The organism is Reyranella sp., assembly GCF_044224635.1.
Taxonomy (GTDB): domain Bacteria; phylum Pseudomonadota; class Alphaproteobacteria; order Reyranellales; family Reyranellaceae; genus Reyranella.
Map to the genome: position 1 here is coordinate 14014 of NZ_JBGAKA010000019.1, position 13677 is coordinate 27690.

13 protein-coding genes are annotated in these 13677 nt (G+C 66.2%); 7 read left to right on the forward strand and 6 right to left on the reverse strand.

All coding sequences use genetic code 11. The features are described 5' to 3' along the window. Positions 1-144: 144 nt before the first annotated feature. Positions 145-1677 carry an anthranilate synthase component I gene (gene trpE, locus ACILR9_RS17830; RefSeq protein WP_395711298.1) on the reverse strand — a complete coding sequence of 511 codons (1533 nt, stop codon included), beginning with the start codon at positions 1675-1677 and terminating at the stop codon, positions 145-147. A 12-nt stretch (positions 1678-1689) separates the two neighbouring features. After that, entirely contained in the window at positions 1690-3618 is a 1929-nt protein-coding gene (locus ACILR9_RS17835; RefSeq protein WP_395711299.1) for a peptidyl-prolyl cis-trans isomerase, read from the reverse strand. Between the two features lie 256 nt (positions 3619-3874). Between ACILR9_RS17835 and tpiA the strand changes: the two genes are divergently transcribed. From tpiA to ACILR9_RS17860, 5 genes are all read left to right on the forward strand, one after another. After that, a complete protein-coding gene (gene tpiA / locus ACILR9_RS17840; protein WP_395711300.1) occupies positions 3875-4630 on the forward strand; it encodes a triose-phosphate isomerase in 756 nt (251 codons plus the stop codon). 51 nt (positions 4631-4681) lie between these two features. Further along, entirely contained in the window at positions 4682-5020 is a 339-nt protein-coding gene (secG, locus tag ACILR9_RS17845; RefSeq protein ID WP_395711301.1) for a preprotein translocase subunit SecG, read from the forward strand. Positions 5021-5119: 99 nt separating this feature from the next. Next, complete coding sequence (locus tag ACILR9_RS17850) at positions 5120-6751, forward strand: CTP synthase (RefSeq protein WP_395711302.1); 1632 nt, start codon at positions 5120-5122, stop codon at positions 6749-6751. 445 nt (positions 6752-7196) lie between these two features. Further along, positions 7197-7961, forward strand: a complete 765-nt coding sequence (locus tag ACILR9_RS17855; protein ID WP_395711303.1) for a hypothetical protein — start codon at positions 7197-7199, stop codon at positions 7959-7961. Between the two features lie 2 nt (positions 7962-7963). Continuing rightward, positions 7964-8884, forward strand: a complete 921-nt coding sequence (locus tag ACILR9_RS17860; RefSeq protein WP_395711304.1) for a peptidoglycan-binding domain-containing protein — start codon at positions 7964-7966, stop codon at positions 8882-8884. 155 nt (positions 8885-9039) lie between these two features. Here ACILR9_RS17860 and nthB read toward each other — a convergent pair whose 3' ends face one another. Together nthB and nthA are read right to left on the reverse strand one after the other, a co-directional pair. After that, positions 9040-9657 (reverse strand): nitrile hydratase subunit beta, encoded by a 618-nt coding sequence (nthB, locus tag ACILR9_RS17865; RefSeq protein ID WP_395711305.1) that lies wholly within the window; start codon positions 9655-9657, stop codon positions 9040-9042. A gap of 14 nt (positions 9658-9671) precedes the next feature. Then, complete coding sequence (gene nthA / locus ACILR9_RS17870) at positions 9672-10268, reverse strand: nitrile hydratase subunit alpha (RefSeq protein WP_395711306.1); 597 nt, start codon at positions 10266-10268, stop codon at positions 9672-9674. Between the two features lie 127 nt (positions 10269-10395). On the opposite strand from nthA, the gene eno reads away from it, so the two are divergent. Then, complete coding sequence (gene eno, locus ACILR9_RS17875; RefSeq protein ID WP_395711307.1) at positions 10396-11676, forward strand: phosphopyruvate hydratase; 1281 nt, start codon at positions 10396-10398, stop codon at positions 11674-11676. Between the two features lie 155 nt (positions 11677-11831). Here the strand turns inward: eno and ACILR9_RS17880 are convergent, their stop codons facing one another. After that, positions 11832-12152 (reverse strand): antibiotic biosynthesis monooxygenase, encoded by a 321-nt coding sequence (locus tag ACILR9_RS17880; RefSeq protein WP_395711308.1) that lies wholly within the window; start codon positions 12150-12152, stop codon positions 11832-11834. Further along, positions 12149-12640: an acyl-CoA dehydrogenase family protein gene (locus ACILR9_RS17885; RefSeq protein ID WP_395711309.1), complete on the reverse strand. Its 492-nt coding sequence runs from the start codon at positions 12638-12640 to the stop codon at positions 12149-12151. Before ACILR9_RS17885 ends, ACILR9_RS17880 begins: the two co-directional genes overlap by 4 nt. A 192-nt stretch (positions 12641-12832) precedes the next feature. Between ACILR9_RS17885 and ACILR9_RS17890 the strand changes: the two genes are divergently transcribed. Then, on the forward strand, positions 12833-13663 hold the full coding sequence (locus ACILR9_RS17890; protein WP_395711310.1) for a helix-turn-helix domain-containing protein: 831 nt from the start codon (positions 12833-12835) through the stop codon (positions 13661-13663). Positions 13664-13677: the final 14 nt, after the last annotated feature.

Below are 13677 nucleotides of genomic sequence, written 5' to 3' on the forward strand. Positions count from 1 at the left end.
CCTGTCGTCCTGAGCGCAGCGAAGGATCTCATCGCCAGCGGTTCCGCAGCACACTCATGGCAGCCGGCGATGAGGTCCTTCGCTGCGCTCAGGACGACAAGAAGCTTGCGGATCCGCTATGGCCCGTCCGATACCGGGCCGGCCTCAGCGCCGCGTGTTGCCCGCGCTCCACTGGCCGGCATTGGCGAAGCGAACCGCCTCCTCCGCCGCGCGAACCAGGGCGCGCGCCTTGTGCACGCTCTCCTGGTACTCGGCCTCGAGGTCGGAGTCGGCGACCACGCCGACGCCCGCCTGCACGTACATGATGTTGTCCTTGACCAGGCCGGTGCGCAACAGGATGCAGGTGTCCATCGAGCCGTTGGCGGCGAAGTAGCCGGCGCATCCGGCATAGATGCCGCGCCGCACCGGCTCGACCTCCTCGATGATTTCCATCGCCCGGACCTTGGGGGCGCCCGACAAGGTGCCCGCGGGGAAACCGGCCTTCAGCGCATCGATCGCCTCCAGCCCGTCCTCCAGCCGACCTTCGACGTGGCTGCTGATGTGCTGGACGTGGCTGTACTTCTCGATGGTGAACTGCTCGACCACCCGGACCGAGCCGATCTTGGCGACGCGGCCGACGTCGTTGCGCGCCAAGTCGAGCAGCATCAGATGCTCGGCGCGCTCCTTGGGATCGGACAACAATTCGTCGGCCAGGCGCTTGTCCTCGTCCGGGGTGGCGCCACGCGGTTTGGTTCCGGCGAGCGGGCGGATGGTGACGATGTCGTCGCGCAGGCGGACCAGGATCTCTGGGCTCGAGCCCACGATGGAGAAGTCGCCGTAGTCGAAGAAGATCAGGAAGGGCGAGGGGTTGATGCGGCGCAGCGAGCGGTAGAGCGACAGCGGCGGCAGCTTGAAGGGCAGCGAGAAACGCTGCGACGGCACGATCTGGAAGGCGTCGCCCGCACGGATGTACTCCTTGCAGGTCTCGACCATGGCCTTGAAATCGTCCTTCGACATGTTGGCCTGCGGCTCGGGCAGGCCGTCGAGCGCATCGGCACCCTCGCGCCGGAAAGGCAGGGAGCGCTCGAAGTCGGACACCGCATCGGCCAGCCGCTCCTGCGCCGATTCGTATGCGGCGCGCGCGCCGATCCCGTCCTGCGGCCAAGCCGGCGTGACCAGGGTCACGTTGTCCTCGAGGCGGTCGAAGATGCAGATCAGGGTCGGCCGTACCATGATCGCGTCGGGCAGGCCGACCGGATCGGGGTTGGTATCGGGCAGCCGCTCCATGTCGCGGACCATGTCGTAGCCCAGGAAGCCGAACAGACCGGAGGCCATCGGCGGCAGGCCGGGCGGCAGGTCCATCTGGCATTCGCGGATCAGCTGCCGCAGCGTCTCGAGCGGCCGTCCTTCGAGCGGCACGAAGGCGCGCGCGTCGCTGCGCGCCCGGCGATTGATCTCGGCCTGTCCCTTGATGCAGCGCCAGATGACGTCGGGCTTGAAGCCGATGATGGAATATCGGCCGCGCACCGAGCCGCCTTCGACCGATTCCAGCAGGAAGGAGTTGGCCCGCCCATCGGCGAGCTTGAGGTAGGCGGAGACCGGCGTCTCGAGATCGGCGACCAGCTTGGTCGACACGAGCTGCGGCTTGCCGGCACGGTAGCACGCCTCGAAGGCGTCGAAGTCGGGCGAGATCGTCATGGCCGGACCCGCCTATTGCTGCGGCTTGAAGGCCGCCATGAAAGCCGGCTCGTCGACCGTTACGCCAAACTTGGCGCGCAACGCACTGACCAGCTGGAGGATCAGGTCGTTGGCGACCATGGTGTCGAGCTGCTTGCCGAAGCGATCGATCGCTTCCTTGTCCTTGGCAAGGTCGATCGGCTCGATCTTGTCCAGGCGGACGATCACGCTGCCCTCGCCAGTGCGCACCGATTGCACCTTGCCGGCCTCGAGCTTGAACAGCGCCTGCACGGCTGTCTGGTTGAGGTAGTTACCCTGGTCGGCCTCGAAGCGCGTCACCGCCTTGGCCGTCCTGAGCTCGAGTCCCAGGTCCTTGGCGATGGTCGCGAGATCAGCACCGGCATTGGCCTTCTCGACCGCTTCCTTGACCTTGACTTCAGCGAGCTTGCGTCGCTCCTCGGTCTGCCAGGCATCGGTCACCTTGCCCTCGACCTCGGCGAGCGTCGGCACGCGGGCGGGGGTGATGCGGTCGGTGCGGACGACGAAATACTCGCCCTTCGGCGTTTCGAGGAGCTCACTCTCGGCGCTCTCGCGGGTGGCGAAGGCAGCTTGCACCAGCTCGGCCGCGGCCGCACCGATCACCACCTGCTTGCCCGACGCATCCTGGCCGCGCGCATCGACGTTCTCGTAGGTCTTGACCTTGAGGCCGAGATCTTCGGCCGCCGTTTTCATCGACTGCGTCTTGGACAGCAGGCGTTCGAAGTCGGTCACCAGCTTGATCAGGAGGTCGGGCGCCTGCTGCGCCTTCAGCTCGGCCTCGAGCTTATCCTTGACCTCGTCGAACGACTGCGACGTGCCGGCCTCGATCTTGTTGACGCGCACCACGTGCCAGCCGAGCGGCGACTGGATCGGCGCCGGCGCCACACCCTCCGGAATGCCAAAGACGCCGTCGGCCAGCGGACCGGGCGGCAGGTCCTTCTTGGTGACTGCCCCGAGCTTGATCACGCCATCGGTGTTGCCGAGGACCTCCTTGGCCGCATCCTCCAGCGACTTGCCGCCCTTGACGCCGGCAATGATGGCCTTGGCCTTGTCCTCGCTGTCGGCCATCGCCTGGTCGACGTCGCGCTTCTCGGGCGTGCCGAACTGCGCGGAGCGCGCGGCGTATTCTTGCTTGAGCTGATCCGGGGTGATCGTGATCTGAGGCAGGATGTCGTCGACCGACAGCAGCACGTAGGAGAAGGCGCGAAATTCGGGAATTTGGAACCGGGTCTTGTTGGCCTCGAAATAGGCGTTGAGCTGCTCGGCCGTCGGCTTGGGCACGTCGGTGATGATCGCGTCGGGAATGTAGATCGTCTGGGCGACGCGCTTCTCGCCTTCCATCTTGAAGACGTCGTCGCGCAGCGATCTCGGCGCCAGCCCCTCCGCCCGCACCACGCCGAACAGCTGGCTCGCCGCGATCTCGCGCCGGACATCGACGACGTACTGCGCCTCGCTGATGCGCGCCTGCTGCAGGCGATTGCGGTAGAGCAGGGGATCGAACGCTCCGCCGGTCCCGGCGAAGGCTGGGTTGCGCGCGATCGCCGCGCGCACCTCGGCATCGCTCACCACCAGGCCGAACTGCTGGATGGCATAGTCGAGCACGGTGCGCTGGATGACCTCCTCGAGGGCGCGGACATGCAGGCCATAACGCATGGCCTGCTCGGGCTCCGGCCGCTGGCCGGTCTGGCGCTGGATGCCTTCGAGCTGGCGGTTGAACTGCTCGCGCACCTCGTTGATCGACACCGCGGCACCACCGACCCAGCCGTACAGCGGGATGTGCGTGCCGCCGACATGGGCGACTTCGGTGCTGCGGCCGCCCATGCGCAGCATGTCACCGACACCCCATAGGCCGAAGCTGATGATCAGCATGCCGAAGAGGATGGTGAGGACGACGTACTTGGCGTACTTGCGGAAATTATTCACGGTTTGCCGGGGCGGTTTGTTTGCGGCGCATGCCTAGCACCCGACCTGCGGACAGGCAACCAACCGGCCTTTGACCAGCGCATCAGCGGCCGCTAGAGACGCCTCTTCTGCCCTCCCCAGCGAAGCTGGGGAGGTGTCGCGTCTTACGCGACGGAAGGGTCATGAGCCATAGTCGCGACGCTCATGACCCCTCCGTCCGCGATTACGCGGACACCTCCCCAGCGAAGCTGGGGAGGAGACATGAAGGGGAGAAATCATGGCGCGTTCGCGGCAACCTCTGATCGCCGGCAACTGGAAGATGAATGGCCTCCGGGCCGACGCTCTGACGCTGGCCAAAGGGGTGGCCGACGGCGTGCGCCAGGCGGCATGGCAGGACCGCGCGGTGCTGGTCTGCCCTCCGGCCACCCTGCTGGCGGCGGTTGCCGAGTCCGTGAAATCGAGCGGCGTGCTGGTCGGCGGGCAGAACTGCCATGCCAAGGCAAGCGGCGCCCATACCGGCGATGTCTCGGCCGAGATGCTGCGCGATTGCGGTGCCAGCCACGTGATTGTCGGTCACTCGGAGCGGCGGGCCGACTACGGTGAGACGGACGCCATCGTCCGCGCCAAGGCCGAGGCGGCCTGGCGGGCCGGGCTGGTGCCGATTGTCTGCATCGGCGAGACGCTGGCCGAGCGCGAGGCCGGCAAGACGCTGGCCGTGCTCGAGGCCCAGCTGCGCGGCAGCGTGCCCTCGGGGGCGACCGCTGCCACACTGGTCGTGGCCTATGAACCCGTCTGGGCGATCGGCACGGGCAAGACACCGACCACGCCGGAAGTTGCCGCAGCGCACGCGCATATTCGCGGGGTGCTGGGCAGCCTCACGGCCGACGCGCAGTCCGTGCGGCTTCTCTACGGCGGTTCGGTGAATGGCAGGAATGCCGCCGAGCTGCTGGCGGCGGGCGACGTCGATGGCGGCCTGGTCGGCGGCGCGAGCCTCAAGCCCGACGAATTTTTGGCTATCGCCAAGTCAGCCTAAAGCGGCTAGAAGCGCCGGCTTGCGGGCATCACCTCGCGATTCTGGACGGAAATGGACGCGGTAAGAGGCTTTCTGCACGATTGGCGCCTGGTGCTGCTGATCATCCATGTCGGCGTGACCGCCGCGATGATCGTCGTCATCCTGCTTCAGCGCAGCGAGGGCGGCGGCCTCGGCATGGGCCGCACGGATGCCTTGTTCTCGGTGCGCGGACAGGCCAATGTGCTGTCGCGCATGACGGCGATCTTTGCTGGAATCTTCTTCTTCCTGAGCCTCGTCATGGCCTGGAGCATGTCCGATCCCGGCAAGAATGCCCGGTCGATCATGGATCGCGCCCCGACGGCGCCCACTGCGCCTGCTCCGCCGCCGCAACCGGCGGCGCCGACCCGCTAGGAACATCACCCTTGTCGAGCCGTTCTCTCCGCCGAAGCTTCTTCGGCGGAGCGATATCCCCATGGCTGCGATCCACTCGGTTTGGTAGGTTGTAGGCCCATGACGCGCTTTATCTTCATAACGGGCGGCGTGGTTTCCTCGCTTGGCAAGGGTCTTTCATCAGCGGCGCTGGGCGCGCTGCTGCAGCGCCGCGGCTATCGGGTCCGGCTGCGCAAGCTCGACCCTTACCTCAATGTCGACCCTGGTACGATGAGCCCGTACCAGCATGGCGAAGTCTTCGTGACCGATGACGGCGCCGAGACCGATCTCGATCTCGGCCACTACGAGCGCTTCACCGGTGTCGATGCGCGGCAAAGCGACAACATCACCACCGGCCGCATCTATTCGACCGTGATCCAGCGCGAGCGGCGCGGCGACTATCTCGGCGCTACGGTGCAGGTGATCCCGCACGTCACCGACGCGATCAAGGAATTCGTGCTGACCGACACGGCCGAGGAAGATTTCGTCCTGGTCGAGATCGGCGGCACGGTGGGCGACATCGAAAGCCTGCCCTTCCTCGAGGCGATCCGCCAGATCGGCAACGAGCTCGGCCGCGAGGTCGTGATGTACGTGCATCTGACCCTGCTGCCGTGGGTGCCGACCGCGGGCGAGCTCAAGACCAAGCCGACCCAGCATTCGGTCAAGGAACTGTTGAGCGTCGGCATCCAGCCCGACCTGCTGGTGTGCCGCAGCGGCGACAAGGAGATCCCGGCCAACGAGCGGCGCAAGATCGCCCTGTTCTGCAACGTGCGGACCGAGCGCGTGATCGAGGCGCGCGACGTCGACACCATCTACCAGGTGCCGATCGCCTACCACGAGCAGGGCTTCGATCGCGAGGTCTGCCGCTATTTCGGCCTCGACGCCGACACCGAGCCGAACCTCGACCGCTGGCGCGGCATCGTCCGCTCGGTGCGCGAGCCCGAGGGCAAGGTGACGATTGCCGTGGTCGGCAAGTACACGGTCCTTCTCGACGCCTACAAGTCGCTCTCCGAGGCGCTGACCCACGGCGGCTTCGGCAGCAACGTCAAGGTCGCGATGGAATGGATCGACTCGGAGATCTTCGAGCGCGACGACGCGGTCAGCCATCTCGAGCACGTGAACGGCATCCTGGTGCCGGGCGGGTTCGGCGAACGTGGGACCGAGGGCAAGATCCACGCCGTCCAGTTCGCCCGAGAGCGCAATGTGCCGTTCCTCGGCATCTGCTTCGGCATGCAAATGGCAGTGATCGAGGCCGCCCGTAACCTGCTTGGCCTGGAAGGCGCGTCATCGACCGAGTTCGGCCCCTGCGAGCACGCGGTCGTCGGCCTGATGACCGAATGGATGAAGGGCAACGAGCTCGAGAAGCGGGCCGCCAACGGCGAGCTCGGCGGAACGATGCGGCTCGGTGCCTATCCGGCCCGTCTGCGGCCCGGTACCAAAGTTCACGAGATCTATGACCAGGACGTGATCAGCGAGCGCCACCGCCATCGCTACGAGGTCAACGTCAACTACAAGGACCGGCTCGAGCAGGTCGGCCTGCGCTTCTCGGGCATGTCGCCCGACGGCATTCTGCCGGAGATCGTCGAAATCCCCGACCATCCCTGGTTCATCGGGGTGCAGTACCATCCCGAGCTGAAATCGCGACCGTTCGCGCCGCATCCGCTGTTCAGCTCGTTTGTCGGTGCGGCCAAGAAGCAGAGCCGCCTGGTCTAGAGCATGATTGGTTTACGGAGGACCAACTCGGCATTTATTGCGTCATCCTGAGCGCCGCGAAGGATCTCATCGCCAGAAATTTCAAAGTGCTCCCGTTGCAGGCGACGATGAGGTCCTTCGCTGCGCTCAGGACGACAGAAAAACGTCGCTCAGTTCCAAGCGAACCGATCAGGCTCCAGAGCGTGATTTTCCTGGTTTGAAACGCCAAAGAACTCCTCGCCCTGAGGAGCCACGCGAAGCGTGGCGTCTCGAAGGAGGGTCGGCAACAGAGGTGATTTCGGCCAACCCTTCGAGACGCGGCCTGCGGCCACTCCTCAGGGCGAGGACCTCTTTGTCGCTTCGATCAAAGAAGATCAAGCTCCAGGCGGACCGGTCACCATCCAGGGAGCGGTCAGCGCCGGGAGGGTCGTATTTCGGTCAAGTTTGTAGGTTGGAGTCGGAGGCCATGCATCGTCTGCTCGCCGTTATCCTGCTCGCAGCCATAGCTGCAGCGCCGGGCGCCTGGGCCCAGCCTGCCTCGCAGTCGCCGTACGGCAAGGCGGAGCGACGTGACCCGGTGTTCCTGCGCTTTCCCGAGATGGCGGAGCGCTACTGGGTCAACTCGGAGACCAATGCCGCCAGCCATAAGGTAGTCGCCGTCCCGCTGCCGCGGCAGTGCGCGTTCGTCTATGCCGATTCCTACTCGCGGGGGCAGATGAGCGAGAGCGAGGTGCAGCAGCTCGCGCTGTCGAACTGCAATCGCAAGCTCGCCGAGCTGGGACCGCTCGGCGAGAACTACAATGTCGATTGCCGCTGTCAGGTCGTGATCAGCAACGAGACCTACGTCGTGCCGCGCAACGTGATGCCCGACGCCTCCTACGGTCCGGTCTCGATCTTCTATCGCGACGACCGTGGCAACGTCGCCCGGCTGAATGGCGTCGCGCGATACGGCGCCTTGATCGGCCGCGATCGGTCGGTCACCTTCAACGTCGAGAACCTGCGCGGCGAATCGGTTTGCGAGGGCACGTTCACCAACGAGGCACCGGGCAGCGGGCGATTCTCACTGTCGTGCTTCGCCGGCAAGTTCTCCGGTAACGGCAGCTATCAGAGCCGGATGGGCGCGCCGAACGACCATATCGTGGGCCGTGGCCAGACCGGACGTGGCCTGCCGATCGTGATGGTGATCGGCCTGCCGGCCCAGCTCGCGCTCAACACCTACGGCGGCATCTGACCATGCGACGCAGCACCTTTGCCTTGTTCGCCCTGGCGGCGGCGCTGCCCGTCGCGGCGCTTGCCCAGAGTGCCGGCGAGGTCGAGCGCTGTTTCCAGAACCCGGCTGCCTGCCATCAGGGTGGCGGCGCACCACCCGCAGCGCCGCCGGCCGCGCCTTCTGTCACGGTGACCCGTCCGGCTCACCCGGCAGCCCCGGCGCCCGACTACGCGACGGTGCTGCAAGGCTCTGAAGCCGAGCGCAAGAAGATCCAGGAATCGTTGCGAACACTCGACAAGTACAACGGGCCGATCGACGGCAACCTGCAGTCCGACGCCACGCAGAAGGCGATTGGCGACTGGCAGAAAGGCCGCGGAACTCCGCCGGTCGGCAAGCTGACGCCGCAGGAGGCGCAACAGCTCAACGCCGAAGCGACCCGTGCGCCGATCCGGCGCATTGAGCCGCCGACCCAGACTGCCACGCCGACACCGCTTTCACCTGCCGCACCGTCGAACGCCGATGCGTTGAAATCGCTGCAGGCCAGGCTCGCCGAACGGCGCAAGGCCGCCGAGCCCAAGGCCGAGGCGGCGAGCCAGGCCCTGATCCGCGATCTCAAGGCCTATGTCGCAGCCGACGGGAAGGGGATCGCCGGCGAGCAATTCGCGGCCTTCGCCAAATGGTACGCCGACAACAAGGCGGCGGGCCGGGCGATCGGCGACATCACCCCGGCGATCGACGACTACGGCGAGGCCAAGGCCGGCGCCGCCGTGTCGAGCGAGATCAACTTCCAGACCAGGCAGGGCGACGCGACCTTCTCGCAATGCCTGATGTTCGCCTGGATCGAAGGCAACCCGCGCAAGAACCCGCAGGTCCTCTCCTGCGACGACGTCGCCGCCGTCGAGAAGTGGAAGACCGACCAGTCGCTGCGCAGCGCCTGGCGCTGAACGACCTCAAGTTCCTCCCCAAGCGTAGCTTGGGGAGGTGTCGCCGTCTTCGGCGACGGAGGGGTCATGAGCAACCCGACCTGATGCCTCTGACCCCTCCGTCCGCGATTACGCGGACACCTCCCCAGCTCCGCTGGGGAGGGGGATGACATGGGTCAGTCCATCCGCTCCAGATAGCTCTCGAACACGCCGACATGGACGAAGGCCGGGTCGGCGGAGTTGGGCCACAGCTCCTCGGCGTTGAAGCGGACGTCGTAAGTCGGCTCGTCGACCGCCTCGACGCCGTGGGCGTGGGCATCGGGGAACGGGTAGGCGGGGGATACGCCCACGACCACGCCGGTCTTGCCGCGAATGTAGCCGGGCATGCGAACATGGCCGGGCACGTAGTCGGCTCGCACGCGGACGCGGTCACCAGGCTGGAGGCGCTGGCGACCGTCGACATTGCCGCGGCCGGGAGCGCTCGGCGAGGACAGCGGAAACTGTCCCTGAGCGCGGCGCTCCAGCTCCTCGCGCGTCACGATTCCCTTCTCGACGCACAGCGTCGCCAGGCTGGTCAGCGAGCGCTCGTAGTAGCTCGCCGACAGGTAATGTCGCGGCTCCATGCGCTCGATCGCATGGCGGTACTCGTCCATGTTGAAGATGCCGAGCTTCACCGCAAGCGAGTAGAGCGCGTTGACCCGCTTCTCCCACGGCTCGTGGAATGTCTGGGCCTTGAGCGAGTAGCGGACCCGGCCGAAGCCCTGCTTGCCGCCGAGATCGTGCATGCCGTCCATGAGCCTCTCCGGTCCTACAGGCGGGCGACGCCGATCATCGAATCCTTGGTGACGAGCTTGGCGAGCTTGTCCTCCGGCCAGCCTTCGGTCCCGGCCGGCCGCACCGGCAGCACCATGTAGCGGGTATCCGCCGTCGTATCCCACACGCGGATCTCCATCTCGTGCGGCAGGTCGAGTCCCATCTCCTTCAGCACGGTGCGCGACTGGCGCACAACGCGGGCGCGATACTCGAGATCCTTGTACCAGTCGGGCGGCAGGCCGATGATCGAGAAGGCGGTGCACGAGCACAGCGTGCAGCAGATCACGTTGTGCACCGTCGGCGTGTTCTCGAGCACCACCAGATGGCGATGATGGGCCGGCATGGAGAGGCCGAGCTCGGCCACGGCATCGCGGCCGTTGGCCATCAGGCGCTGCTTGAAGGCAGGGTCAGTCCACGCCCTGGCGACGACGCGGGCACCGTTCTCCGGCACCCATTGCTCTTCGGCCAGGTGCTTGAACTCCTCGACGAAGGCGCCGGCCTTCAGGCCACGCTCCTCGAGCGCATCCTGGATGGCGTCGACGCGGCGCTCCACGGGTGCGACGGTCTGCTGAATGTGGGTCTGATCGGGCATGGCCTCGCTCCCGCAATGGTCAGAGGGTCTGGATGTTGGCCGGACTATAGAAAACTGCCGCAGCCCCGTCACTTGCTCCCCATCCCCCGGCTGGGTAGACAGGCCGCGCCCAACAGGAGTCGTTTCCATGAGTGCCATTGCCGAAGTCCGCGCGCGTGAAATTCTCGACAGCCGGGGCAATCCGACGGTCGAGGTCGAGGTCGAGCTGGACAGCGGCGTGATGGGCCGGGCGGCCGTTCCATCGGGCGCTTCGACCGGTGCCCACGAGGCCGTCGAGCTGCGCGACGGCGACAAGACGCGCTACGGCGGCAAAGGCGTGCTCAAGGCCGTCCAGGCGGTGAACGGCGAGATCATGGATCTGCTGGCCGGTCTCGATGCCCTGGAGCAGATCAAGATCGATCGCGCCCTGATCGAGCTCGACGGCACGGCCAACAAGGGCCGGCTCGGCGCCAACGCCATCCTCGGCGCTTCGCTCGCCGTGGCCAAGGCCGCGGCCAGGGAATGCGGCCTGCCGCTCTACCGCTACGTCGGCGGCAGCCAGGCCTCCATCCTGCCGGTGCCGCTGATGAACATCATCAATGGCGGCGTCCATGCCGACAATCCGATCGACATCCAGGAATTCATGATCATGCCGGTGAAGGCGGACCGCTTCGCCGACGCCCTGCGCATGGGGTCGGAGGTCTTTCACGCCTTGCGCAGCCAGCTCCGCGAGGCCGGTCACAATACCAATGTGGGCGACGAGGGTGGCTTTGCGCCCAACCTCGCATCGGCCGACGAGGCCTTGTCCTTCATCATGAAGGCGATAGAGCGCGCCGGATACAAGCCGGGCGAGGACATCGTGCTGGCCCTCGATCCGGCGTCGACCGAGTTCTACAGCGGCGGCAAATACAAGCTGGTCGGCGAGAAGAAGGTGCTCGATGCCGGCGGCATGGTCGACTACTACGCCGAGCTGGTGCGGCACTATCCGATCGTCTCGATCGAGGATGGCATGGCCGAGGACGACATGGCCGGCTGGAAGACCATCACCGAGCGTCTTGGCAGCAAGATCCAGCTGGTCGGCGACGACCTGTTCGTCACCAATCCGGAGCGCCTGGGCAAGGGCATCAAGGAGGGGCTGGCCAACGCCATCCTGATCAAGGTCAACCAGATTGGAACGCTCACCGAGACCATGGAAGCCGTCTCGATGGCGAGCCGTGCGGCCTACGGCGCCGTGATGTCGCATCGCTCGGGCGAGACCGAGGACTCGACCATCGCCGACCTCGCTGTCGCGACTAATTGCGGACAGATCAAGACCGGCTCGCTGTCGCGGTCCGACCGGCTCGCCAAGTACAACCAGCTGCTGCGCATCGAGGAACAGCTCGGCACCCAGGCACGCTACGCCGGCCAATCGATCCTGCGCGGAGTGTAACATCATCTTCCTCCCCAGCGAAGCTGGGGAGGTGTCGCCGTCTTCGGCGACGGAGGGGTCAGGAGTCACGTGAGGGGGCCTATGACCCCTCCGTCCGCGATGACGCGGACACCTCCCCAGCAAAGCTGGGGAGGAGAAGAGTGGAGCGTCGGCTCTCACCCTTCATCCGACGGGAACGACGTCACTTCGTAGTGAGTAGCGAAGTCATCGAAGGCGGCGAGCACGGCGCGGGCTTCGGGTTCGACGACCGCGACGCTGATGTCCTGGCCGGCAAAGGCTTCAATCGCTGCTCGCGAGTCCCAGAGCGTGAGGACCCGGATCTCGATCCGATCGTCGGCCTGCTCGCGCAGCAGGTGCGCGCCGCGGAACCCGGTGAGATGCCTCAACTCCGGCACGACGGTCTCGCTTAGATGCCTGGCATAGGCATCGGCATTTGCCGCACCGATCGCCTCACCGCGCCACATACGGCCAATCATGAAACACCTCGGTATTCGGTCTCTCCCGCCAACGCGCGGGCAATGACGAGTCGCTGGATGTCGGACGTTCCGGCCGAGATGCCATTCTTGCCGGCGGCCGGATCGGTCACGGCGAAGACCAGGGCAAGATCGGCGCTGGCTCCTGAGGTGATGAATTGCTTGGTGCCGCAGAGCGCAAACCGGTTGCCGCGCCGATAGGCGCGCGTGGTGATCGCGCCGGCGTCCGATCCCGCACCGGGCTCGGTGAGGCAAAAGGCACCGAGCTGCTCGCCGCGGGCGAGGGGACGCAGATAGTGTTGCTTCTGCTCGGGCGTGCCGTGCCGCAGGATGGTCTGACAGACCAGTGAGTTGTGGACCTGAAAGGCGGTCGACGTCGCGCCATCGGCGGCGGCGATCTCGATCACGGCGAGAACGTATGAAACGTGATCGACGCCGGCGCCGTCGAACGCCACCGGCACGGTCATGCCCAACAGGCCGAGCTCTGCCATGCGCTGGAATGCCTCCCGCGGAAAGCGCGGGACCCGGTCTCGATCTCCCCGCGGTCGGCGCCAGCTCGCGTTGGGCGAACTGACGCACCATGTCGCGCACCTGGCGCTGCGATTCGGTAAGCATGCCGGCAGGCTAGGCGCGAGAGGGCCGGGGGGTATTGGCCAAAATTGATGGTGCAGGTACCTTTCGGCGTGGCGCGCATCGACCCGAGGAATGTCACCCGATACTGGTGGGACCGGCACTTGCCGGGCCTCAGCCTGCTGCGCGCCGACTTTACCACCCACGAATACCCGCCGCACACTCACGAGGCTCTCGTCGTGGCGGTGACGGAGCACGGCGGATCGGTCATCAAGAGCCGGGGCCAAGTCGAGGACGCCGAGACCTCGCGGCTCTTCATCTTCAATCCCGCTGAACCACACGCCGGCTGGATGGGACGCAGCGAGCGCTGGCAATATCGCTCGCTCTACCTGACGCAACTCGCACTCGGCCGGTTGGCCGATTGCCTGGACATCGAACAGGTGCCGTACTTCACCAATAATGCGTTCGAAGACGCCGACCTGGTGAGCGGGTTCCTGGCCATGCATCGCGCGATCGAGCTCGGGCGCGACGTTTTTCAGGAACGCGAGCTGCTCGTCGGTACCTTCGGCCTGCTGTTCCAGCGCCATGGCAGTGGCGGCAGCCGAATTGCGCCAGCTCCGCGAGATCGGACGCTCCTGGCGCGGACGACCGGGCGCATGCGCGCCGACTACGCGCAGGATCTTCACCTCGAGGAGCTTGCCCGGGATGTCGGCCTTTCGACGTTTCAGCTGATCGGCTTGTTCAAGCGGGCGGTCGGCCTGACGCCACACGCTTACCTGACGCAGGTTCGACTGAGCGCGGCCTGCCGGCACCTGCGGCACGCCCAACCCATTGCCGAGGTGGCCGCCGACGTCGGCTTCTACGACCAGAGCGCGCTCACCAAGCACTTCAAGCGCTGCTACGGGATCACGCCGCTCCAGTTCGCACGCGCCGCGGCGGCCTGACAATTTTCGCCAAT

Coding starts and splice junctions, on each gene's coding strand:
- trpE (WP_395711298.1), bottom strand. CDS start 1,677: ATGACGATCTCGCCCGACTTCGACGCCTTCGAGGCGTGCTACCGTGCC.
- tpiA (WP_395711300.1), top strand. CDS start 3,875: ATGGCGCGTTCGCGGCAACCTCTGATCGCCGGCAACTGGAAGATGAAT.
- secG (WP_395711301.1), top strand. CDS start 4,682: ATGGACGCGGTAAGAGGCTTTCTGCACGATTGGCGCCTGGTGCTGCTG.
- ACILR9_RS17850 (WP_395711302.1), top strand. CDS start 5,120: ATGACGCGCTTTATCTTCATAACGGGCGGCGTGGTTTCCTCGCTTGGC.
- ACILR9_RS17855 (WP_395711303.1), top strand. CDS start 7,197: ATGCATCGTCTGCTCGCCGTTATCCTGCTCGCAGCCATAGCTGCAGCG.
- ACILR9_RS17860 (WP_395711304.1), top strand. CDS start 7,964: ATGCGACGCAGCACCTTTGCCTTGTTCGCCCTGGCGGCGGCGCTGCCC.
- nthB (WP_395711305.1), bottom strand. CDS start 9,657: ATGGACGGCATGCACGATCTCGGCGGCAAGCAGGGCTTCGGCCGGGTC.
- nthA (WP_395711306.1), bottom strand. CDS start 10,268: ATGCCCGATCAGACCCACATTCAGCAGACCGTCGCACCCGTGGAGCGC.
- eno (WP_395711307.1), top strand. CDS start 10,396: ATGAGTGCCATTGCCGAAGTCCGCGCGCGTGAAATTCTCGACAGCCGG.
- ACILR9_RS17880 (WP_395711308.1), bottom strand. CDS start 12,152: ATGATTGGCCGTATGTGGCGCGGTGAGGCGATCGGTGCGGCAAATGCC.
- ACILR9_RS17885 (WP_395711309.1), bottom strand. CDS start 12,640: ATGGCAGAGCTCGGCCTGTTGGGCATGACCGTGCCGGTGGCGTTCGAC.